18 protein-coding genes and 2 tRNA genes are annotated in these 21474 nt (G+C 73.6%); 13 read left to right on the top strand and 7 right to left on the bottom strand.

What is annotated here, in order from left to right; genetic code table 11:
- Window positions 1–144 precede the first annotated feature (144 nt).
- The 5 genes from clpX to Q8R60_00080 form a co-directional block, all read right to left on the bottom strand.
- Window positions 145–1431 carry an ATP-dependent Clp protease ATP-binding subunit ClpX gene (gene clpX, locus Q8R60_00100; protein MDP3710868.1) on the bottom strand — a complete coding sequence of 429 codons (1287 nt, stop codon included), beginning with the start codon at window positions 1429–1431 and terminating at the stop codon, window positions 145–147.
- 112 nt (window positions 1432–1543) lie between these two features.
- Window positions 1544–2188, bottom strand: a complete 645-nt coding sequence (locus Q8R60_00095) for an ATP-dependent Clp protease proteolytic subunit (GenBank protein MDP3710867.1) — start codon at window positions 2186–2188, stop codon at window positions 1544–1546.
- 12 nt (window positions 2189–2200) lie between these two features.
- Window positions 2201–2851 (bottom strand): ATP-dependent Clp protease proteolytic subunit, encoded by a 651-nt coding sequence (locus Q8R60_00090; GenBank protein ID MDP3710866.1) that lies wholly within the window; start codon window positions 2849–2851, stop codon window positions 2201–2203.
- Between the two features lie 212 nt (window positions 2852–3063).
- The gene (gene tig / locus Q8R60_00085; protein ID MDP3710865.1) at window positions 3064–4476 is read right to left on the bottom strand and encodes a trigger factor; all 1413 of its coding nucleotides are present in this window, start codon (window positions 4474–4476) and stop codon (window positions 3064–3066) included.
- Between the two features lie 81 nt (window positions 4477–4557).
- Window positions 4558–4630, bottom strand: a tRNA-Pro gene (locus tag Q8R60_00080).
- Window positions 4631–4665: 35 nt separating this feature from the next.
- Between Q8R60_00080 and Q8R60_00075 the strand changes: the two genes are divergently transcribed.
- Window positions 4666–4736 (top strand) — tRNA-Gly (locus Q8R60_00075).
- On the opposite strand, the gene Q8R60_00070 is transcribed toward Q8R60_00075, so the two are convergent.
- The gene (locus tag Q8R60_00070) at window positions 4708–5904 is read right to left on the bottom strand and encodes an MFS transporter (GenBank protein MDP3710864.1); all 1197 of its coding nucleotides are present in this window, start codon (window positions 5902–5904) and stop codon (window positions 4708–4710) included. The genes Q8R60_00075 and Q8R60_00070 overlap by 29 nt on opposite strands.
- Before the next feature lie 56 nt (window positions 5905–5960).
- Between Q8R60_00070 and Q8R60_00065 the strand changes: the two genes are divergently transcribed.
- Both Q8R60_00065 and Q8R60_00060 read left to right on the top strand, forming a co-directional pair.
- Window positions 5961–6908 (top strand): DUF5937 family protein, encoded by a 948-nt coding sequence (locus Q8R60_00065; GenBank protein MDP3710863.1) that lies wholly within the window; start codon window positions 5961–5963, stop codon window positions 6906–6908.
- A 36-nt stretch (window positions 6909–6944) separates the two neighbouring features.
- The gene (locus Q8R60_00060; GenBank protein ID MDP3710862.1) at window positions 6945–7811 is read left to right on the top strand and encodes an LLM class F420-dependent oxidoreductase; all 867 of its coding nucleotides are present in this window, start codon (window positions 6945–6947) and stop codon (window positions 7809–7811) included.
- Window positions 7812–7822: 11 nt separating this feature from the next.
- Here the strand turns inward: Q8R60_00060 and Q8R60_00055 are convergent, their stop codons facing one another.
- Window positions 7823–8497, bottom strand: coding sequence for a hypothetical protein (locus Q8R60_00055; GenBank protein MDP3710861.1), 675 nt, complete (start codon window positions 8495–8497; stop codon window positions 7823–7825).
- Window positions 8498–8616: 119 nt separating this feature from the next.
- Here Q8R60_00055 and Q8R60_00050 point away from each other — a divergent pair, with 119 nt between their 5' ends.
- The 10 genes from Q8R60_00050 to Q8R60_00005 all read left to right on the top strand — a co-directional run.
- A complete protein-coding gene (locus Q8R60_00050) occupies window positions 8617–9396 on the top strand; it encodes a polysaccharide deacetylase family protein (protein ID MDP3710860.1) in 780 nt (259 codons plus the stop codon).
- Between the two features lie 205 nt (window positions 9397–9601).
- The gene (locus Q8R60_00045; GenBank protein MDP3710859.1) at window positions 9602–11497 is read left to right on the top strand and encodes a hypothetical protein; all 1896 of its coding nucleotides are present in this window, start codon (window positions 9602–9604) and stop codon (window positions 11495–11497) included.
- Between the two features lie 133 nt (window positions 11498–11630).
- Complete coding sequence (locus Q8R60_00040; protein MDP3710858.1) at window positions 11631–13148, top strand: AMP-binding protein; 1518 nt, start codon at window positions 11631–11633, stop codon at window positions 13146–13148.
- A gap of 2 nt (window positions 13149–13150) precedes the next feature.
- A complete protein-coding gene (locus Q8R60_00035) occupies window positions 13151–13414 on the top strand; it encodes a glutaredoxin family protein (protein MDP3710857.1) in 264 nt (87 codons plus the stop codon).
- A gap of 88 nt (window positions 13415–13502) precedes the next feature.
- The gene (locus Q8R60_00030; GenBank protein ID MDP3710856.1) at window positions 13503–14174 is read left to right on the top strand and encodes a redox-sensing transcriptional repressor Rex; all 672 of its coding nucleotides are present in this window, start codon (window positions 13503–13505) and stop codon (window positions 14172–14174) included.
- Entirely contained in the window at window positions 14171–15469 is a 1299-nt protein-coding gene (locus tag Q8R60_00025) for a glutamyl-tRNA reductase (protein MDP3710855.1), read from the top strand. The genes Q8R60_00030 and Q8R60_00025 overlap by 4 nt, the downstream gene beginning before the upstream one ends.
- A complete protein-coding gene (hemC, locus tag Q8R60_00020; GenBank protein ID MDP3710854.1) occupies window positions 15466–16389 on the top strand; it encodes a hydroxymethylbilane synthase in 924 nt (307 codons plus the stop codon). The genes Q8R60_00025 and hemC overlap by 4 nt, the downstream gene beginning before the upstream one ends.
- Before the next feature lie 73 nt (window positions 16390–16462).
- Window positions 16463–17992, top strand: coding sequence for a uroporphyrinogen-III synthase (locus Q8R60_00015; protein ID MDP3710853.1), 1530 nt, complete (start codon window positions 16463–16465; stop codon window positions 17990–17992).
- Window positions 17989–18969, top strand: a complete 981-nt coding sequence (gene hemB / locus Q8R60_00010) for a porphobilinogen synthase (protein MDP3710852.1) — start codon at window positions 17989–17991, stop codon at window positions 18967–18969. Before Q8R60_00015 ends, hemB begins: the two co-directional genes overlap by 4 nt.
- A gap of 94 nt (window positions 18970–19063) precedes the next feature.
- Window positions 19064–21474 (top strand): hypothetical protein (locus Q8R60_00005; GenBank protein MDP3710851.1); only part of this gene is annotated, 2411 nt, incomplete at its 3' end.

Raw genomic sequence — 21474 nt, 5'->3', positions numbered from 1 at the left:
GCGAGAGGGCGGCCAGGCAGGACGCGCCCACCCGAGATGTGGCGATCATGCGAGCGTGGCCGAGCAGGCGTGATCGCCACTTTCGGCGCTACCTCAAGAGACGTGGCGAGGCCGCCAGGGCGGGCAGTCCGGCGGGCGAGAGGTCTAGGCGGACTTCTCGCGGCGCTCGCGACGGGCCGGAGCCGAGGCGTCGCGCGGCACGAGGGTCGGCGCGACGTGCTCGAGCACGACCTCGCGCGTGATGATGCATGTAGAGACGTCGCCGCGCGAGGGCAGGTCGTACATCACCGACTGCAGCACCTCCTCGAGGATCGCGCGCAGACCGCGGGCACCGGTGCCGCGCAGGATCGCCTGGTCGGCGATGGCGTGCAGCGCGCCCTCGTCGAACTCGAGCTCCACCTGGTCGAGCTCGAACAGCCGCTTGTACTGGCGCACCAGGGCGTTCTTGGGCTCGGTGAGGATCCGGATCAGCGCCTCGCGGTCGAGGTTGTGGACGCTGGTGAGGACCGGCAGGCGGCCGATGAACTCGGGGATCATGCCGTACTTGAGGAGGTCCTCGGGCATGACCTTGCCGAACACGTCGTTGCCGTCGACCTCGTGCTTGGAGTGCAGGATCGCGCCGAAGCCGACGGCCTTCTTGCCGATCCGCTGCTCGATGACCTTGTCGAGGCCGGCGAAGGCACCGCCCACGATGAACAGCACGTTGGTCGTGTCGATCTGGATGAACTCCTGGTGCGGGTGCTTGCGCCCGCCCTGCGGCGGCACCGAGGCGGTGGTGCCCTCGAGGATCTTCAGCAGCGCCTGCTGGACGCCCTCACCGGAGACGTCGCGGGTGATCGAGGGGTTCTCCGACTTGCGGGCGATCTTGTCGACCTCGTCGATGTAGATGATCCCCGTCTCGGCCTTCTTGACGTCGTAGTCGGCGGCCTGGATGAGCTTGAGCAGGATGTTCTCGACGTCCTCGCCGACGTAGCCGGCCTCGGTCAGCGCGGTCGCGTCGGCGATCGCGAAGGGGACGTTGAGCATCTTGGCGAGCGTCTGCGCGAGCAGCGTCTTGCCGCAGCCGGTCGGGCCGAGCAGCAGGATGTTGGACTTCTGCAGCTCGACCGGGTCGCCCTTGTGCCCGTCGTGCGCACCGGCCTGGACCCGCTTGTAGTGGTTGTAGACGGCGACGGCGAGGGAGCGCTTGGCGGTGTCCTGGCCGATGACGTAGCCGTCGAGGAAGTCGAAGATCTCCTTGGGCTTGGGGAGCTCGTCCCACTTCAGCTCGGAGCTCTCGGAGAGCTCCTCCTCGATGATCTCGTTGCAGAGGTCGATGCACTCGTCGCAGATGTACACGCCGGGACCGGCGATGAGCTTCTTGACCTGCTTCTGGCTCTTCCCGCAGAAAGAGCACTTGAGCAGGTCACCGCCGTCACCGATGCGTGCCACCTAGGACCTCGTCCCTCTCGTCCGAGCGCGCGTCCGCGCCCGACCTTCCCCTCGAACGGTACCGCCTGAGGGGCCGATCCGTGCCGTGTCCACCGGGTTCCTGTCGGCAGGCTCAGATGTTGCTGGAGCCACCGGAGGACGCCGCGACCGCGGCCTTGCGCGAGGTGACGACCTCGTCGATGAGGCCGTACTCCACCGCCTCGGCGGCGGTGAGGATCTTGTCGCGCTCGATGTCCTTGCGGACCAGCTCGCGGTCGCGGCCGCTGTGGTCGGAGATCATCTTCTCGAGCAGCTCGCGCATCCGGAGGATCTCGCGGGCCTGGATCTCGATGTCGGAGGACTGGCCCTCGCCACCGCCGGAGGGCTGGTGGATGAGCACCCGGGCGTGCTGCAGCGCGAGCCGCTTGCCCTTGGTGCCGGCCGCGAGCAGGACCGCGGCGGCGGAGGCCGCCTGGCCCATGCAGATCGTCTGGATCTCGGGGCGGACGAACTGCAGCGTGTCGTAGAGCGCCGGCAGCGCGGTGAACGAGCCACCGGGTGAGTTGATGTAGATGGAGATGTCGCGGTCCGGGTCCTCGGACTCGAGGTGGAGCAGCTGCGCCATCACGACGTTGGCGACGCCGTCGTCGATCGGCGTGCCCAGGAAGATGATGCGCTCCTTGAGCAGCCGGCTGTAGATGTCGAACGAGCGCTCCCCGCGGGAGGTCTGCTCGATGACGATCGGGATCGTGTAGTTGGTGACGTCTGAGAACGACATGGGGTGCTCCTCCTAGGCCCGGGTACCGGCGCCGGACGGGACGTCGGAGGCTGCTCCGACGACGTGGTCGATGAAGCCGTACTCCTTGGCCTCGGCCGCGGAGAACCAGCGGTCGCGGTCGGAGTCGATGCCGATCTGCTCGACGGTCTGCCCGGTGTGGAAGGCGATCCGCTCGGCCATCGTCCTCTTGACGTAGAGCATCTGCTCGGCCTGGATCGCGATGTCGGCCGCGGTGCCGCCGATGCCGCCCGAGGGCTGGTGCATCATGATCCGCGCGTGCGGGGTGGCGTAGCGCTTGCCCTTCGCACCGGCGCAGAGCAGGAACTGCCCCATCGAGGCGGCGAGGCCCAAGCCGACGGTCGCGACGTCGTTGCTGACGAACTGCATCGTGTCGTAGATCGCCATGCCGGCGCTCACCGAGCCGCCGGGGCTGTTGATGTAAAGGAAGATGTCGCGGTCGGAGTCCTCCGCGGCGAGCAGCAGCAGCTGCGCGCAGATCGCGTTGGCCATCGAGTCCTCGACGGCCGAGCCCATGAAGATGATGCGCTCCTTGAGCAGGCGGTTGAAGACCTGGTCGTCCAAGCCGTTGCTGCCGCCGGCGGAGCGCAGCGCGGGCGCGCTGGGGACCACCAGTCCGGGGGTGTCGTGCACGGTCGACTGCATCGTCACGGGCCTGCCTCGCTTGTCGCTGTGCGGATCTCTTCTGGCGGCGACACTAACCCTCCCGTCGGGGCCCGCACTCCCCGGACGAGCGCTTTCCGCTGTCGGCGTACGACCAAGCCGGGGCGAGCCCACCCCCACACAGCAGTACGACGGGGAGCGCGGGCTCCCCGTCGTACCTGCAGTGGCTGTGGTCGTGCCTGTGGTCGTGCGTGTCAGCTCTCGTCGAGGTAGTGCACGGCCCCGTCGTCGTGGACGTGGAAGGGGCGGCCGTCCTCGTCGACCTCGACGTCGTCACGGCTCGGGGTGAGGTCGTCGCGCAGCGACTCGAGGTCGACCGCGGCACCGGTGGTGTCGGTGATGGTCGCGGCCTCCATGACGGTCGCGAGCGCCTTGCCGCGGCGCACCTCGGAGACGAGGCCGGTGAGCTGGCCGGACTGGACGATGGCCTGGGCGTAGGCGTCGGGCGACATGCCGGAGCGCGCGGCGCGGCGCACGACCTGGTCGGTGAGCTCGGCGTCGGTGACCTGCAGCTCCTCGGCGTCGGCGACGGCGTCGAGGACGAGCTGGGCCTTGACCGCGGTGCGGGCGCCCTCGGCGACCTCGGCGTCCCACTGCTCCTGGGTCTTGCCCTCGCTCTCGAGCCAGCCCTCGAGGGTCAGGCCGTTGCGGGAGAGCTGGTCGGTCGTGGTCTGGGTGCGCCAGCCGAGCTCGGTCTCGAGGACCGACTCGGGCAGCGGGACCTCGATCTTCTCGAGCAGCGCCTCGAGGACCTTGTCGCGCGCCTCGGTGCCCTGCTCGAGCTTCTTCATCCGCTCGATGCGGCCGCGGATGTCGCCGGTGAGGGCCGCGAGGTCGTCGAAGCCGGTCGTGTCGGAGGCCCACTGGTCGGTGGCCTCGGGGAGCTCGCGCTCGTTGACCGAGCGGACCGTGACGGCGACCTGGGCGGTCTGGCCCTCGAGGTCACCGGCGACGAGCAGGGTGTCGAAGGTGCCGGCGTCGCCGGCCTGCTTGCCGCGCACGGCGTCGTCGAGACCGTCGAGCAGGGTGCCGCTGCCGACCTCGTAGGACATGCCGGCCGCCGTGCCGCCGGGGACCTCCGCGCCGTCGACGGTCGCGGCCAGGTCGATGGTGACGAAGTCGCCGTCACCGGCGGCCCGCTCGACGGGGGTGAGCTTGGCGAAGCGGGCGCGCAGCGCGTCGAGCTGCTCGGTGACGTCGGCCTCCGCGACGTCGACCGCGTCGACGGTCACCGTGACGGTGTCGAAGGCCGGGAGGTCGAACTCGGGGCGGACGTCGACCTCGGCGGTGAAGGCCAGCTTGTCGCCGTCGGTGAACTCTGTGACGTCGACCTCGGGACGCCCGACCGGGCTGACGCCGGTCTCCTCGACGGCCTCGCCGTAGAGGCGCGGCAGCGCCTCGTTGACGGCCTCCTCGAGCACGACGCCGCGCCCGACGCGCTGGTCGAGGATGCGCGGCGGCACCTTGCCGGGGCGGAAGCCCTGGACCTTCACCTGGGAGGCGATCTTCTTGTAGGCCTTGTCCAGGTCCGCCTTCAGCTCGTCGAAGGGGACCTCGACGGTCAGCTTGACCCTCGTGGGGCTCAGGGTCTCGACAGCGCTCTGCACAGGGGTGTCCTTCAGACGATCGACGGGATGGGGCGGCCTGCGTGGGTCGTGCATGGGTCTGGCGGGTGTTCGGAACGGGAGTCGGGGCGGCGGGACTCGAACCCGCGGTCTCCTGCTCCCAAAGCAGGCGCGCTAGCCACTACGCTACGCCCCGCGTGCGCCTGGCCACAGTAGTGGTCGCGCTCTCGCGCGGGCGTAGCTCAATGGTAGAGCCCCAGTCTTCCAAACTGGCTACGCGGGTTCGATTCCCGTCGCCCGCTCCCCCGCCCCCACCGGCGTCAGCGCCGTGGGGGCGCGGTGCTGCACCTGCGGGAGCAGCACCGCGACCGTCACCAAAGCCACGACACCGGCCCCGGCGAGCACGGCGTACGGCGGGAAGACCTCCGCCAGCGCGCCGGACAGCGCGACGCCGGCGCCCTGGATCCCCATGAGCAGGCCCTGCTGCAGGGCGAGCAGCTGACCGCGCAGGTCGAGCGGCAGCTCCTCGAGCAGGCGCGCGTCGAGCCACTGCCCGATAGCGCCGCCCTGCATCGCGAGGACGACGACAGGGACGGCCAGCCAGACCGGCGGGTGGAAGGCGAACAGCAGCAGCCCGACACCGGTCAGCGCGGCGACGGGGGCCACCCGGGTGACCCGACGACCGAGGACCTCCGCCAGGACCGAGCCGGCTGCCGCTGCGACGAGCAGGGCGCCGATGCCGATGGTGGACGGCGCGGCGTAGGGGGTGGCGAGCGCGTCGATGGAGCAGACGCACGCCGCGGGCAGCCAGGTGAGCAGCAGCACCGGGCGGATTCGGGGGTGGCGCAGGGCAGCGATCGCGGCCCGCGAGGGTCGGGGTCCACCCGCGGCCCGGGCGGGCCGCTCGGAGGTCCCGAGCCGGAGCAGGGCTGCGGACAGCGCGAAGGAGACGGCGTCGACGACGAGCAGCGTCCGCGGCGTGACGACGGTGAGTGCGATGCCGCCGACCGCGAAGCCCATGAGCAGCGAGCTCTGCGAGATCACCCGCATCAGCGACCGGGCCCGCACCCAGGTCTCGCCCTCCAGCACGTCGGCCAGGGTGGCGGCCCGGGCTCCGCTGAAGAGCGGGGTCACCACCCCGACGCAGGCGGCCAGCAGCAGGAGCACCCAGATCGGTGCCTCGCGCACGGCCATGCAGGCGACGAGCAGCGCGCAGAGCAGGTCGATCCCGACGAGCAGCCGCCTCGGCGGGACGCGGTCGACGACGCCCGACAGGACGAAGGCGCTGAAGGCCTGGGGCACGAACGCGCAGGCGAGGGTCAGGGAGGCGAGAAACGGTGACGAGGTGCGGCTGTAGACCAGCACCGACAGCGCGACCTCGGCGGCGACGGACCCGGTCAGCGAGATGGCGTGGGCCGTCATCACCGCCGGCATCTCCCGGTGGCGCAGCACCTCGCGGTAGGTCGCCACGTCGTACAGGGTCTGCGTGCTCGTCGGCGTCACCTATCGTTTCGGCGGAGGCCGAAGTGATCGAGCTCAGGACCAGCCCGCAGGACGTGCTCCGCCTGCGCTTCGCCGTGTCACCGCTGTGGGAGACGACCGCGGCCGTCCGTGCGGTCAGTCGCGGTCCCCTGCCGACGCCCCTGCGGGCGTGGCGGCGGCTCGTCGACCCGCCGCCCACACCGCTGCTCCTGGGGGTGCAGGCCCGCTACACCCCGGACTTCCTCACCCCGCCGCCGGTGGCGGGTGAGCGCAGCATCGACGAGGAGGTCGCCCTCGTCGCCGAGACGCCCTTGGCCACCGTGCGCGAGGAGGTGCGGCGCTGCGTGGCCGCGGGCGGTGACGCCGCCGCGCTCAGCGCTCGCCCGGCGGTCCTGCGCGACCGCGCCGTCCGCGAGCTGCGCGCGGCCTGGGACGCCCTGCTCCGGCCGCACTGGCCGCGCCTGCACCGGGTGCTCGCCACCGACGTCGACCACCGGTCCCGGCGCCTGGTCCAGGGCGGGATCGCCGCGCTGCTCGACGACCTGCACCCGGCAGTCGAGTGGGTCGACGGCATCCTGCGGGTGCGCGCCCCCGTGCACGACCGGCGCGACCTGCAGGGCGAGGGCGTCGTGCTGATGCCGAGCGTCTTCGGGATGGGCCGGCCGCTGGTGGTCCTCGACCCGCCCTACCAGCCGATGGTGGTCTACCCAGCCCGTGGTGTGGCCACTGCCTGGACCGCGCCGGTCGCGCCCGCGGACGCGCTGGTGCAGGTCGTCGGGCGGGGTCGCGCCGACCTGCTGGCGCTGCTGGACGAGCCTGCCGGCACGGGTGCCCTGGCGGTCCGCCTCGGCCGCAGCGCGGGCACCGTCAGCGAGCACCTGCGGGTGCTGCGCGCGGCCGGGCTGGTGGACGTCCGGCGCTCCGGTCGCGACTCCCGCTGGGAGCGGACGGGCCTGGGAGATGCGCTCGTCGCCGGGCCACTGACGGCCTGACGTGGTCGACTTCGGGGACACGCCCAGGAGGTCACCGTGCAGCTCGCCGTCCACGTCTCGCGCTTCCCCCGCGACCCCGCCACCATCGCGCCGGTCCTGGCCGCGACGGCGCGGGCCGCCGACGAGGGCGGCGTCACGACACTGACCCTGATGGACCACTGGTTCCAGATGGAGCCCTACGGCGGCCCGGCCGAGCCGATGCTCGACGGCTACACCGCGCTGGGCTTCCTCGCCGGGCAGACCTCGCGGGTCCAGCTCGGCCTGCTCGTCACCGGCGTCACCTACCGCCACCCCGGGCTGCTCGCCAAGACCATCGCGACCCTCGACGTGCTGTCCGGTGGTCGCGCGCTGCTCGGCATCGGCGCGGCCTGGTACGACCGCGAGCACCTCGGCCTCGGCGTCCCCTTCCCGCCACTGGCCGAGCGCTTCGAGCGGCTCGAGGAGGCGCTGCAGGTCTGCGCGCAGATGTGGGGACCGGACGACGGCCCCTACGCCGGCACGCACTACGACCTGGCCGAGACCGTCTGCGTGCCCGCTCCCCTGCACCGGCCGCGCGTGCTCGTCGGCGGCTCGGGTGAGCGCAAGACGCTGCGGCTCGTCGCGCAGTACGCCGACGCGTGCAACCTGTTCGCCACCGACATCGCCGAGGTCGCCCACAAGCTCGAGGTCCTCGACCGGCACTGCGCCGACGTCGGCCGCGACCCTGCCGAGGTGGAGCGCACCATCGTCGTCGACACCGACCCGCTCGCCGACCCGACTGCCTTCCTCGCCACCATGCAGGAGTACGCCGCCCTCGGCGTCGCCCAGGTCTTCGTCAGCCCGGGCGGGCCCGACCCGGCCCGCTGGGTGGCCGAGGTCTGCGAGCGCCTGCTGCCGGATCTGGCGGCCTTGTCAGCGACGTAGCCGCACCCCCCTCACCTCGGGTCGGCCGCGGCGATCGGAGTGTCGTAGGGGTCGCACCAGACGAGCACCGACCAGCGTCGCGTGAGGTCGACCGTCGAGGGCAGGCGGTAGGTGAAGGTGCCCCGCTCCGCCTTGAGCGCCCCCAACCTCACACCGCCGCCACCCGGCTCGCGCCGACCCTCCGGCAGGAGGTGCACCGAGGGACCGACGCTGCCCTCGATGTCGACGTCGTCGAAGACGAGGTACGACGCACCGCCGCTCGTGCGCAGGTGCACCCTGCCATGTGCGGTGTGGCCGATGCCCTCGAGTTGACCGGTCCTGTCGAGGATTGCCGGGATCTTCACCGGAGTGCTCGGGTCGGGCGCGGTGGCGGGCGGTCCGGCCGCGCCGGCGAGCAGGTCGGCGGGGACGTCCTCCACGAGGGTGCGCTGACGGAAGGACGGGGCGAGGACGACCGCGACGAGCCCGACGACCAGTGCGGCGCTGAGTCCCCGGGCGAGCAGTGACGAGGCACCGAGTCGGGTTGCGGCGGCGCGCGCGCCGACTGCGGCGGCGATCCCACCCACGACGACGACCCAGGCCAGCGGACTGCGCGCGGCGTTCTCGACGACTCCGGGGCGGACCGCCCAGACGGCCAGCACACCGGCAGCGGGCAGGATCACCGGAAGGGCTCGGGCAAGCGTCATACCTGATGTTCGCGCAGGCGCGGCCAACGGATGAGGTGGCCCAGGCGACGTCTTCCCGACGGATCCCAGACCTGCTGGAAGCGACCCACAGGCAGGTGGTGCGTCGTACTCTCGATCACGTGGGGGGCATCGATCGGCGCGGGCTGCTGCGGGGCCTCGGCGCGGCCGGGCTGACGGGCGCCGGCGTCGTCGCCGGCGGAAGCATCGTGGGGTGGCGTGACCGCGCGGACATGCGGCTGCGCGCCGATGCGGCCAGCTCGGTCGAGCCGCGCCGGGCCGACAGCCTGCGCGTGATGTGGCGCGCGACGACCACGGAGAAGGTCCTCGCGCTCACCTTCGACGACGGGCCGGTCGAGGAGCTGACCGCCCCCCTGCTCGACCTGCTCGACGACGCGAAGGTGCCGGCGACCTTCTGCGTGGTGGGGAGCCGGGCGGCCCGGCAGGAGTCGCTCCTGCGGCGACGGGTCAGCGGTCGCCACGAGCTGGTCAACCACACCTGGGACCACCCCGACCTGTGCCTTCTCGGTGCCTCGGCGGTCGCCGACGAGCTGGACCGGACTGACGACGTCATCCGCCGGGCCACCGGCTCACGGCCCCGAATGCTGCGGCCGCCCTTCGGCCGGCTGTCGGGGGCGGTCCTCGAGGCTGCGGCCGAGCGCGACCTCGACGTGCTGATGTGGGACGTGCGTTTGCACGAGAAGAGCGGTGAGGGCCCAGCGGACTCCGACGACGTCGCCCGTGAGGTCCTCGACGTGCTGCACCCGGGGATGGTCCTGCTCGGTCACGACGGCGGTCCTGGCCCGCACCACGTGGGGGTCGCGGCGATGCCCCAGGTGCTGCGCGAGGCGAAGGCCCGGGGCTACCGCTTCGTCACGGCCTCGGAGATGTTCGCGCTGTAGCCCGTCCACAGGTCGGTCGGCTGTCCACACCTTTGCGGTCTGCGTCTCTGTCAGGGCCGGTTCCAGGTGACGATGACGTGCCCACTGACCTGGCCCGCTGGGCACGCCGCCTTGCCCGTGCCAGGTCCGCGGGACACATCGTGCACCCAGTGTTGCAACATCAGGTTGCCGATGCTTTACTGACGTCAGACGGGAAAGGGAATCCATGCCAGCCACCGGAGCGACCACGCCGGTGGCTCCGGGCTGCCCCGACCCCGGTCGGGCTGAGGCGCTGGAAGCCGAGCTCGAAGCGTGGGCGCAGACCAACTCCGCCGAACACGCCCGGCTCCTCCAGCTCACCCTGCAGCTGCACGCCGCCTCCGGCCCCGCCGCGGCCTTCACCGACATCAGCCTCGCGTTCTGCCTGCGCATCAGCGAACGCCGCGCCGAACGCCTCCTGCGCGAAGCGACCCGCGTCGCGGCCCTCGCCGTCTCGTTCGCGATCTACGACACCCTCACCCCCGAGCAAGTCACCGCGCTGCTCACCGAGACCGACGGGCTGTCCCCCGCACACACCGACACGGTCGTCGACGCCGTCCTGGCCCACGGCCCGCAGGTCGGGACCCGACCCGTCACCCTCGTCGCCCGCCAGACCCGCGCCGCGCTCGACCTCACCGCCGAGCACAAGCGCCGCGAGACCGCCGCGACAGGCCGCGGGATCAGCCACGTCCCCCTCGCCGACGGCCAAGCCGGCCTGTGGATCCACGGACCCGCCCACGACATCACCCGCCTCATGGCCGCCATCGCCCAACGCGCAGGCGACGACCGGTTCCGCGACCCCGACATCAGCCACGACGCCCACCGCTTCGACACCCTGCTCGACCTCGTCCTGGGCCGCGCCACCCCCTGCCCCACCCACAACCCCGGCAGTACCGGCAACGCGGGAGGCGGCGGCAGGGGCGGGGCAGGGTCCGGCGGCGCGGACGGAGCCGGCGCGACGGCCGACCCGGCGCTGCCACTCACGCCCGCGTGCCAGCCCGGCAAGGTCTCGATCATCGTGCTCGCGCCCCTGGCGACGCTGCTCGACCAAGCCGACACCGCCGGCTTCCTGCTCGGCCACGGACCCGGCACCAGCCAGCTCACCGGCCCCGTCGACGCCGACTGGATCCGCCAACAACTCCACCAGTCACCACTAGTCAGCAGGCAAAGCGTCCACCCGGTCACCGGAGCGCCCCTCGGCGACCCCGGCAAGCCGATCCAGCTCAACCGCGACCCCCAAGACATCCGCGACACCCTGCTCACGATGACCGACCCACCCCCACCGCCGCAGATGAGGCACCGACCAGGCCAGCCGGACCCGACCGGCGCACCACCCACACCACACGGCACCCCCGGTACGCCCGGGAGCGCACCGCCCACCAGCCGCCCAGCCCCAGCCCCGACAGCAGAGCCGGCGGCAGCCTGCCCACACACCGGGCACGACACCGCAACGGGACCCGCCGCCGCGGGAACGTCGCGAGGTGCGTTCGACCCCGGGCCCTACCGGCCCCCCGCAGCCCTACGCCGCTACGTCCAGCGCCGCAGCCTCACCTGCGAGTTCCCGGGCTGCACCGTGCCCGCGACCCGCTGCGACCTCGACCACGACCTCGCCTGGCCCCAAGGCCCCACCTGCCAGTGCAACCTCGGCCCCCTGTGCCGCCACCACCACCGCCTCAAGCAGACCGGCTGGACCAAGACCCGCACCGAGATCGATGGGCAGCCCGTCGTGACCTGGACCAGCCCCACCGGCCGGAGCATCACCCGCCACAGCACCTACCCCAGCGTCCCCACCGAGCTCCGCCCCCTGCAGGCCGTCACCGACGGCTGGGACGACCAGCTCGAGGACCCCCAACCCTGGGACCCCGAACCCCCCGACGCCGACGCCTACCTCGAGCGCCAGCTCCACCTCGTCGACCCCCACACCCTCCCCAACCCCCACGACCCCGACCCCGACCACCGCCAACAGCTGCTCGACGACCCCTGGCGCGACCACACCTGGGAACACCTCGACGACCCCCACCTCGACCTCCCACCCGTCACCAGCCACGAGCCCCAGCACGACGAGGACGAGACAGCCGCGTAAGGGCAGACCGCGGGGCAAGGGCGACGGCACGGGCGCGTGCGAACGACGCGAGCGCGTCACTGTCGGGCGCGGGGGTGCCCGTGCGTGCTTGACTCCGCAGCGGCCCTGCCCCTCAGCCCGACCCGGAGGTCCCGTGACCAGCGGTGTGACCGGCGGCAACCTCGCCGACCTGGTGCGCCAGGCCGCCGAGCGCGCGGGAGACAAGGCAGCGCTGGTGTTCCGCGACACGACGACGACCTGGGCCGAGCTCGACGCCCGGGTTGACCGGGCCGCGGCCGGGCTGCTGTCGCTCGGGCTGGCCACCGGCGACCGGGTCGCGTTGCAGCTGGGCAACACCCCCGACTTCCCGGCGGTCTACTTCGGGGCGCTGCGCGCGGGGCTCGTGGCGGTGCCGGTCAACACCGGCTACACCGCCGACGAGCTCGCGCACGTGCTCGGTGACAGCGGGGCGAAGGTGCTCGTCACCAGCCGCAGCGGGGCCGCGACGGCGCAGGCCGCGTCGGCCGGGCCGCAGCTCGTCGTCGCCGACGTCGACACGGCACCCGAGGGAGCGCTGTCGCTCGACGCCCTCCTCGACCGCGGCACCCAGTCGGGGACGACGACGACGGCCGGCGGGGAGGACCTCGCGGTCGTGCTCTACACCTCGGGGACGAGCGGCCGGCCCAAGGGCGCGATGCTCAGCCACCGGGCCCTGCTGGCCAACCTCGACCAGTGCGCGCAGATCGACCCGCCGGTCGTGGAGTCCGACGACGTGGTGCTGCTGGTGCTGCCGCTGTTCCACGTCTACGGCCTCAACGGCGGGCTGGGCATGGTGGCCCGCCACGCCGCGACCGGCGTGCTGGCCGAGCGGTTCGACCCGGTCGAGACGCTCGAGCTGATCCGGTCGTGCCAGGTCACCAACGTGGTGGGCGCGCCCCCGATGTACGTCGCGTGGTCGATGCTGCCCGACGTCGGCGACGCGTTCACGACGGTGCGGCTGGCCCTGTCGGGCTCGGCGCCGCTGCCGGCGACGGTGCTGCACCGTGTCCTCGACGTCACCGGCCACCACGTCTTCGAGGGCTACGGCCTGACCGAGACCGCACCCGTGCTCACCACGACGCTGATGTCGGAGGTCGCCAAGCCCGACTCGATCGGCCGGCCGATCCCGGGGGTGGAGCTCGAGCTGCGCGACGAGTCCGGCGCGCTGGTGGAGGAGGGCGACCCGGGTGAGGTCGTGGTGCGCGGCGCCAACCTCTTCTCCGGCTACTGGCCCGACGGCGAGGGTGGTCCCGACACCGACGGCTGGTGGGCGACCGGTGACGTCGCGGTGATCGACGACGACGGCGACCTCCGGCTGGTCGACCGGCGCCGCGAGCTGATCCTGGTGAGCGGCTTCAACGTCTACCCGCGCGAGGTCGAGGAGGTGCTCGCCACCCACGACGACGTCGAGGAGGCGGCCGTCATCGGCATCGCCCACCCCTACACCGGCGAGTCGGTGAAGGCCCTCGTCGTACTCCGCGAGGGTGCCCGGCTCAGCGCCGACGACGTCATCGCCCACGCCGCACGGTCGCTCGCCCGCTTCAAGTGCCCGACGTCGGTGGAGTTCGTCACCGAGCTGCCGCACTCCGCGACCGGCAAGGTCTCGAAGGGCCGCCTGCGCGAGCAGGCCTGACCGTGCGGCTGCTACGCAAGCGCCCCCGGGTCGGCGCGGTCACGCTGGTCACGCGGGTCGGCTGCCACCTGTGCGAGCAGGCGGCTCCCGTCGTGGAGAGGGCGGCGCGCGACGCGGGTGCGGCGTACCTCGTCGTGGATGTCGACGCCGATTCCGGGGCGAAGGCGGCGTACTCCGACAAGGTGCCCGTCGTGCTCCTCGATGGAGTCGAGCACGCCTACTGGCAGGTCGACGAGAGGGCGCTGCGGCGGGCCCTCGGGGTGTGACGTGACGGCCGTCACCGACTTTGTGCATCCGTTCACAAGCGCGTAACCTCGACGTCGAGCAAGTCACCTCCGACAGTCGAGGACCCTCGTGACCGAGCACGCGCCCGCCCGTCGGCGGGGCGACCTCCCGGAGGCCACCGTCGCGCGGCTGCCGGTCTACCTGCGGGCGCTGTCGGCGCTCGCGGAGGCGGGCAGCACGACGGTGTCGTCGGAGGAGCTCGCGACCGCGACCGGCGTGACCAGCGCGAAGGTCCGCAAGGACCTCTCGCAGCTCGGCAGCTACGGCACCCGCGGGGTCGGCTACGAGGTCGAGGACCTGGTCCACCACATCGGCGGCACCCTCGGTCTGGCCCAGGGCTGGGCCGTCGTCATCGTGGGGGTCGGCAACCTCGGCCACGCCCTCGCGGGCTACGGCGGGTTCGCCAGCCGCGGCTTCCGGGTCGCGGGCCTGCTCGACGCCGACCCGGCGCGCGTCGGCGAGCAGGTCGGCGGGCTGGCCGTGCGGCACGTCGACGACCTCGCCGAGGTCGTGAGCGACGGCCAGGTCTCCATCGGTGTCATCGCCACCCCCGCCGACGCGGCCCAGGACGTCTGCGACCGGCTCGTCGCCGCCGGCGTCACGAGCGTCCTCAACTTCGCGCCGACCGTGCTGGCGGTGCCCGAGGGCGTCGACGTCCGCAAGGTCGACCTCGCCACCGAGCTGCAGATCCTGTCCTTCCACGAGCACCGCAAGGCCGCCCTGCAGGGGGTGGGTGCATGAGCGTCCTCGCCGTGGGCGTGTCCCACCGCAGCGCGCCCGTGGCCCTGCTCGAGCGGGTCACCCTCGGCGTCGGTGACACCACGAGCGTGCTCGAGGGCATGCGCGACATCGGCGAGGCCGTCGTGCTCGCGACCTGCAACCGGGTCGAGGTCTACGCCGACAGCGAGGCCTTCCACTCGGGCGTCGACGCGGTGACCGACCTGCTGTCCCGCCTCTCCGGCGTCGCCCACGACGAGCTGGTCCCGCACCTCTACGTCCACTGGGAGGGCCAGGCCGTCCAGCACCTCTTCCAGGTCGCGAGCGGTCTGGACTCCATGGTGGTCGGGGAGTCGCAGATCCTCGGTCAGCTGCGCCGGGCCTACGCCGCAGCGCGTGACGGTGCGTCGGCCGGCCGGGTGCTGCACGAGCTGTTCCAGCAGGCCCTGCGGGTCGGCAAGCGGGTCCACGCAGAGACCGGCATCGACGAGGCAGGCCAGTCGCTGGTGTCCGTCGGTCTCGAGCACGCCGTCGCTGCGATCGGGCCGCTGGCCGGCCGCAGCGTCCTCGTCGTCGGGGCCGGGTCCATGGGTGCGCTCGCGGGGGCGACCCTGCGGCGCGCCGGCGTCGACGACGTCGTCGTCGCCAACCGCACCCTCGAGAAGGCCGAGCACCTCGCGACCGCGCTCGAGGGCCGCGGCATCTCCCTCGACGACCTCGAGGACACCCTCGGCCAGGTCGACCTCGTCGTCTCCTCCACCGGCGCCACCGGCCTCGTCATCCCCCACGACCTCGTCGAGCGGGTCGTCAAGGCCCGTGACGGCCGGCCGCTCGCCTTCCTCGACCTGGCGCTGCCCCACGACGTCGAGCCCACGGTCCGCGAGCTCGACGGCATCACGCTCGTCGACCTCGCGACCCTGCAGCAGGCCCTCGCCGGCGAGGGCGCCGACGACGTCGAGGCGGCCCGCGGCATCGTCACCGAGGAGGTCGGCCGCTTCCTCGCCGCCCAGCGCGCCGCCAAGGTCGCGCCGACCGTCGTCGCGCTGCGCTCCCGTGCGGCCGAGGTCATGGAGGCCGAGCTGACCCGGCTGTCCAGCCGCCTCCCCGAGCTCGAGGACCGGGTGCGCTCCGAGGTCGAGCAGACGGTCCACCGGGTCGTGCAGACCCTGCTCCACGGCCCGACCGTGCGGGTCAAGGAGCTCGACGAGGCACCGGCGGGGCTCTCCTACGCCGAGGCGCTGCGCGAGCTCTTCGGCCTCGACCGCGGCGCCGTCCACGCCGTCACCGCCGCGCCCGTCGAGCTCGAGGACGACGAGTGAGCGTCCTTCGTCTCGGCACCCGTGGGTCGGCGCTCGCCCTCACCCAGTCCGGCACCGTCGCCGCGGCCGTCCGCGACCTCGGTCGGGCCTGCGAGCTCGTGACGGTCCAGACCCAGGGCGACGTCGACCCGGGCGCCATCGCGCAGATGGGCGGCACCGGGGTCTTCGTCACGGCGTTGCGCGACGCGCTGCTGCGCCACGAGGTCGACCTGGCCGTCCACTCCTACAAGGACCTCCCGACCGCGCCCGCCGCCGGTCTCGTGGTCGCCGCCGTCCCGCCCCGGCAGGACCCGCGCGACGTCCTCGTCGCGAGCGGCGGCCGCACCCTCGGCGAGCTGCCGGAGGGGTCGCGGGTCGGCACCGGCTCGCCGCGCCGCGCCGCCCAGCTGCGCGCCCTCGGGCTCGGCCTCGACGTCGTCGCGATCCGCGGCAACGTCGACACCCGCGTCGGCAAGGTCACCAGCGGGGAGCTCGACGCGGTCGTGCTCGCCCGCGCCGGCCTGGCCCGGCTCGGCCGGCTCGACGAGGTCACCGAGGTACTCGACCCGCTGCAGGTCCTGCCCGCCCCCGCGCAGGGCGCGCTCGCGATCGAGTGCCGCGCCGACGACCACGAACTGCTCGACCTGCTCAAGGCCCTCGACGACCCTGACACCCGCGCCTGCGTCGACGCCGAGCGCGCGCTGCTCGCCCGCCTCGAGGGCGGCTGCAGCGCACCGGTCGGCGCGCTCGCCGACGTCTCCGAGGGCGACGACGGCCTCGAGCTCTACCTGCGCGGTGTCGTCGTGGCCCTCGACGGCAGCGACGCCGTCCGGCTGTCCGCGACCGGCACCCCCGACACCGCCGCCGCCCTCGGCGCCCGCCTCGCCGACGAGCTGCTCGAGCTCGGCGCCGACACCCTGCTCGGCACGGCCCGCGCATGAGCTCTCGCGTGACCGGACCCCTCACACCCCTCGACTCCCCGCAGCACCCCCGCCTTCGATCAGGAGACACCGCATGAGCACCCGCGCCAAGAAGCCCGCCGGAACGGTCGCCCTCGTCGGGGCCGGCACCGGTGACCCGGGGCTGCTGACCCAGCGGGCCGTCGCGCTGATCACCGGCGCCGACCTGCTGCTCGTCGACGCGGGCGTCGGCGAGGCCGTGCTCGCCCTCGTCCCCGAGGGCGTCGAGGTCGAGCTGACCACCGGCGCGCAGGGCCCGCGCATCACGGCCGCCGCCAAGGAGGGCCGCGACGTCGTGCGCCTGCTGCCCGGCGACCCGTTCACCACCGACGAGGGCCCGAAGGAGGCCGACGCCGTCGCGAAGGCCAAGCTTCGCCTCGAGGTCGCCCCCGGCGTACCCGCCCCCGTGGCCGTCCCCGCCTTCGCCGGCACCCCGCTCGGCATGCCGCGGACCGTCGCCCGCGCCGACGAGACCACCGACTGGCGCGCCCTCGCCGGCGCCCCGGGCTCCCTGGTCGTGCTGATGGCCGCCTCCGGCGTCGCCAAGGCCGCGGCGGCCCTGCAGGAGCACGGCCGCAAGGGCACCGAGGCCGTGACGGTCACGGTCGGCGGCACCGGCGCCGAGCAGCGCACCGTGCTGTCGACCCTGGACTCCGTCGACCGCGACACCACCGGCCTGCAGGGCGAGGCGGTCGTCGTCGTCGGCGCCGCAGCGGCGCGGTCCGAGCGGCTCGGGTGGTACGAGAGCCGCCCCCTCTACGGCTGGAAGGTCCTCGTCCCGCGCACCCGCGACCAAGCCGGTGTGCTGTCCGCGCAGCTGCGCGGCCACGGCGCCCTGCCCGTCGAGGTCCCGACCATCGCCGTCGAGCCGCCGCGCACCCCCGCGCCGATGGAGCGCGCCATCAAGGGCCTCGTCACCGGCCGCTACTCCTGGGTCGCCTTCACCAGCACCAACGCCGTGAAGGCCGTCCGGGAGAAGGTCGAGGAGTTCGGCCTCGACGCCCGCGCCTTCGCCGGCGTGAAGGTCGCCGCGGTCGGCGACGCCACCGCCGCCGCGCTGGTCGAGCTCGGCATCAAGCCCGACCTCGTCCCGACCGGTGAGCAGTCCAGCGAGGGCCTGCTCGCGGGCTGGCACGAGTTCGACGAGGGCTACGACGCGATCGACCGCGTCCTGCTCCCGCGCGCCGACATCGCCACCGAGACCCTCGTTGCCGGCCTCACCGAGCGCGGTTGGCAGGTCGACGACGTCACCGCCTACCGCACCGTCCGGGCGGCGCCCCCGCCCGCCGAGACCCGCGAGGCCCTCAAGGGCGGCGGCTTCGACGCGGTGCTGTTCACCAGCTCCAGCACGGTCCGCAACCTCGTCGGCATCGCGGGCAAGCCCCACGACACGACAGTGCTGGCCTGCATCGGCCCGCAGACGGTGAAGACCGCCCAGGAGCTCGGCCTGCGCGTCGACGTCGTGGCGCCCAAGCCCGACGTCGAGTCGCTCGTCGAGGCGCTCGCTGCCCACGCCGCGGAGCGCCGGGCGGAGGGGATCCCGGCGCCGTCGATGGCGCGCCGGCGCAAGGCCGCCCGCAAGTGACCTTCCCGGGCGCCCGCCCACGGCGGCTGCGGCGTACCCCTGCCCTGCGCCGGCTGGTCAGCGACGTCCGGCTGCACCCGGCCGACCTCGTGCTGCCGCTGTTCGTCAAGGAGGGGCTCACCGAGCCGGCTCCGATCGCCTCGATGCCCGGGGTCGTCCAGCACAGCCGCGACTCGCTGCGCAAGGCCGCCCACGAGGCGGTCACGGCCGGTGTCGGCGGGCTCATCCTCTTCGGCATCCCCGAGGTCAAGGACGCCCGCGGCTCCGGTGCGGACGACCCGGCGGGGGTCGTGCAGCTCGCGCTCGCCGACCTCGCGGCGGAGGTCGGTGACGCGACCGTCGTCATGAGCGACCTGTGCCTCGACGAGTACACCGACCACGGCCACTGCGGGCTGCTCACCGCCGAGGGCGAGGTCGACAACGACGCGACCCTGGAGCGCTACGCGAGCGCCGCCGTCGCGCAGGCTCGCGCGGGCACCCAGGTCGTCGCACCGAGCGGGATGATGGACGGCCAGGTCGCGGCGATCCGGGACGCGCTCGACGGGGCCGGCTTCGCTGAGGTCCCCGTGCTCGCCTACTCCGCGAAGTACGCCAGCGCCTTCTACGGCCCCTTCCGCGACGCCGCCGAGTGCGCGCCGCAGTTCGGCGACCGCGCGGCCTACCAGCAGGACGCCGCCCGCTCGACGGAGGAGGGCGTGCGTGAGGCGCTGCTCGACGTCGCCGAGGGCGCCGACGCCGTGATGGTCAAGCCGGCGATGGCCTACCTCGACGTCGTCCACGCGGTCGCGCAGGCCGTCGACGTGCCCGTCGCGGCCTACCAGGTCTCCGGGGAGTACGCGATGGTCGAGGCCGCCGCCGCGCAGGGCTGGGTCGACCGCCAGCGCATCGTCCTCGAGACCCTCACCGGCATCCGCCGCGCGGGCGCGTCGATGGTCCTCACCTACTGGGCGACCGAAGCAGCGGGCTGGTTGGCCTAACCGGCAGGTGTCGCGGCGTCCGCGTCGTACTCCTGTCTCTGGCACGCTGTGCCCGGCTTGTGCGGGTTCGGACAGGCCGGAGGAGGACCCAGCGGTGAGGCGCGCGCTCGTGGCGACCCTGGTCGCTGCTGCCTGCGCACTGGTGGCCGTCCCGGCTGCCCTGCCGGCGTCCTCTGCTGCGACCTGCGTCGGGCGTACGACGGAGCGCGGCGGTGTGTCGGGGGTCTGGTGGACCTACGCGCTCCCGCGCTTCAGCGTCGGCCCCGCGGCGGTCGTGGCGCACGCCGGCGACGCCGCGAAGTGGTTCGTGACCAACGGCGTCGAGGTGGTCGCCTCGACCGACACCGGCTGCACGTGGAGCAGCGTGCTGGTGCTGCCGGAGACCCCGACCGCCGAGCTGCCCTACTCCCGCCAGACCGACCGGGTCCGCGGGCTGTCCGCCGCGAGCGGTGCGGTCGCCGCGACGGTGGAGGTGCTGTCGGAGGCCGACCCGCTCGGGCCGCTCGCCCCGGAGGGCTCACCTACCCGCGGCCTGGTCTCCACCACCGCAGTGCTGTGGGGGGAGCTCGCGCCTGCGCGGACGAGCCCGCTGACGCTGCCGCTCGGCGTCCCCGGCCCGCTGGCCGTCGCGCCGTCGGCGTCGGGCACCGTCTACGCCGTGGCCGGCGGCCGGCTCCACCGCACGTCGGACAGCGGGGTCTCGTGGGCGCTCACGACGCCGCTGCCCGAGCCGGGCGCGGCGGTCACCGCCGTCGCGGTCCACCCGAAGGCCCCGCAGGTCGTCTACGCCGTGCAGGGCGACGCGGTCCACGCGAGCCAGGACTCCGGCGCGACCTGGACGCTGCTCCTCGACGCCGACGGAGCGCTGGTGCCCGCGATCGCGGTGACCGTCGACGAGAACAACCCGATCAACGTGCGGCTGCTCGAGCAGGTCGACGCGCGGTCCTCACCGCACCAGCTGCGCTACTCCAAGGATGGCAGCTCCTTCGACGTCCGGCCCCTGGGTGCCGGGGGCCGGGGAGTCGTCGAGGGGCCGGTGCAGTCCGGCGCGGGCGGGGCGCGGCTCGACCAGTTCGTCGTCACGACCGCGACCGACGTCTACAGCTACGACGTGCTGGGCGACCGCCTCGTCGCGGTCGACGAGTTCGACCTCGGCCCGCTGCTCGACGTCGACCTGTCAGGGTCGTCGTTCGTCTTCCGCGGCGAGACGCGGCTCGCCCGCTGGATCCCCGGCGCGCGGCTGGCGACGCTGCCGAGGAGGCTCTCGGTCGGCCCCGTCGGCACCCCGCTGCCGCCGCTGTCGCCCGAGACCGTGCTCAGCGGCCCGACCGAGGTGGCGCTCGCCCGCGACGAGACCGCCACCCTCGACCTCGACCTCGACCTCTCGCCCGAGCCGACCCCGATCGACGTCTTCTTCCTGCTCGACACCTCCGGGTCGATGGACGACGTCGTCAACGGCCTCGTCAACGGCTTCGCCCAGCTCGCCCGCGAGCTGGGGGAGAAGCGGATCGACGCGCAGTTCGGCCTGGGGGAGTACCAGGACACCGCCGGCACCCGCTACCACCGGCGCCTCGACATCAGCCCGCCCGGCGAGCCGCTGCGCAAGGCGCTCGCCACCGTGTCGACCGCCGGTGGCGCCGAGCCGGCGTGGACGGCGCTGCACCAGATGTCGACCGGCACCGGCATCCTCAAGCCGGCCAACGGCGACCCCGTCCCCCGCGGTGAGGGGGCCAGCTGGCGGCAGGGCTCGCTGCGGGTCGTCGTCCACGCGACCGACGAGCTGCCGAGCGACGACCCTGACGGCGCGACCCGCGACGAGGCGGTCCGGGCGATGCGCGACGACGGTGTGCGCCACGTCGGCATCGAGGTCGTGCGCCAGCGCAGCGTCACCCAGGTCGCCGACGACCCCACCCCCACCCTCGACCCCGGCCGGCTCAACCGCGAGCTCGGCGCGGTGGCGCGCGCGACCGGAGCCCTCGCGCCCGCCGGAGGCGTCGACTGCGACGGCGACGGCACGGTCGAGCTCGCCGCCGGCGCGCCGCTCGTCTGCCAGGTCGTGCCCAACGGCGACGTCGGCCCGGTCGACGTCGGCGTCCCCGAGACTGGCGACGGCACGATCGAGCTGGCCTCCCCGCTGCTGCGGATCCTCGCGACGCTGCGCGACGAGCAGCCGGTCGGCGTCGAGGTGTCACCGCCCGCCGCCGCCGCCGACCTCCGCGCGACCGTGCGGAGCCTGTCGGCCGCGACGACGGTCAACGTCAAGGAGTCGGCAGCCCTGGCCTACTCCGTGTCGGTGACGTGCGCCCCGGCGGCGTACGGCGGCACCTTCGACCTCTCGCTGCTGCCCCGCGTCGGCGCCCGCCGTGGGTCGGCCCTGCCGCTCCGCGTCACCTGCGAGCCGCTGCCCGGCGGCCCGGTGCCGCCGGGGGTGGAGGCGCCTGGCGCACCTCAGCCGAGACCGGTCGCGGCCGCCCTGCCGGCGCCGCCGATCCCGCCGCCGGTGCC

The organism is Mycobacteriales bacterium (genome assembly GCA_030697205.1).
Lineage (GTDB): Bacteria > Actinomycetota > Actinomycetes > Mycobacteriales > SCTD01 > JAUYQP01.
Note: the sequence above shows the minus strand (reverse complement) of the source record. Positions and strands in the feature narration are given on the sequence as shown.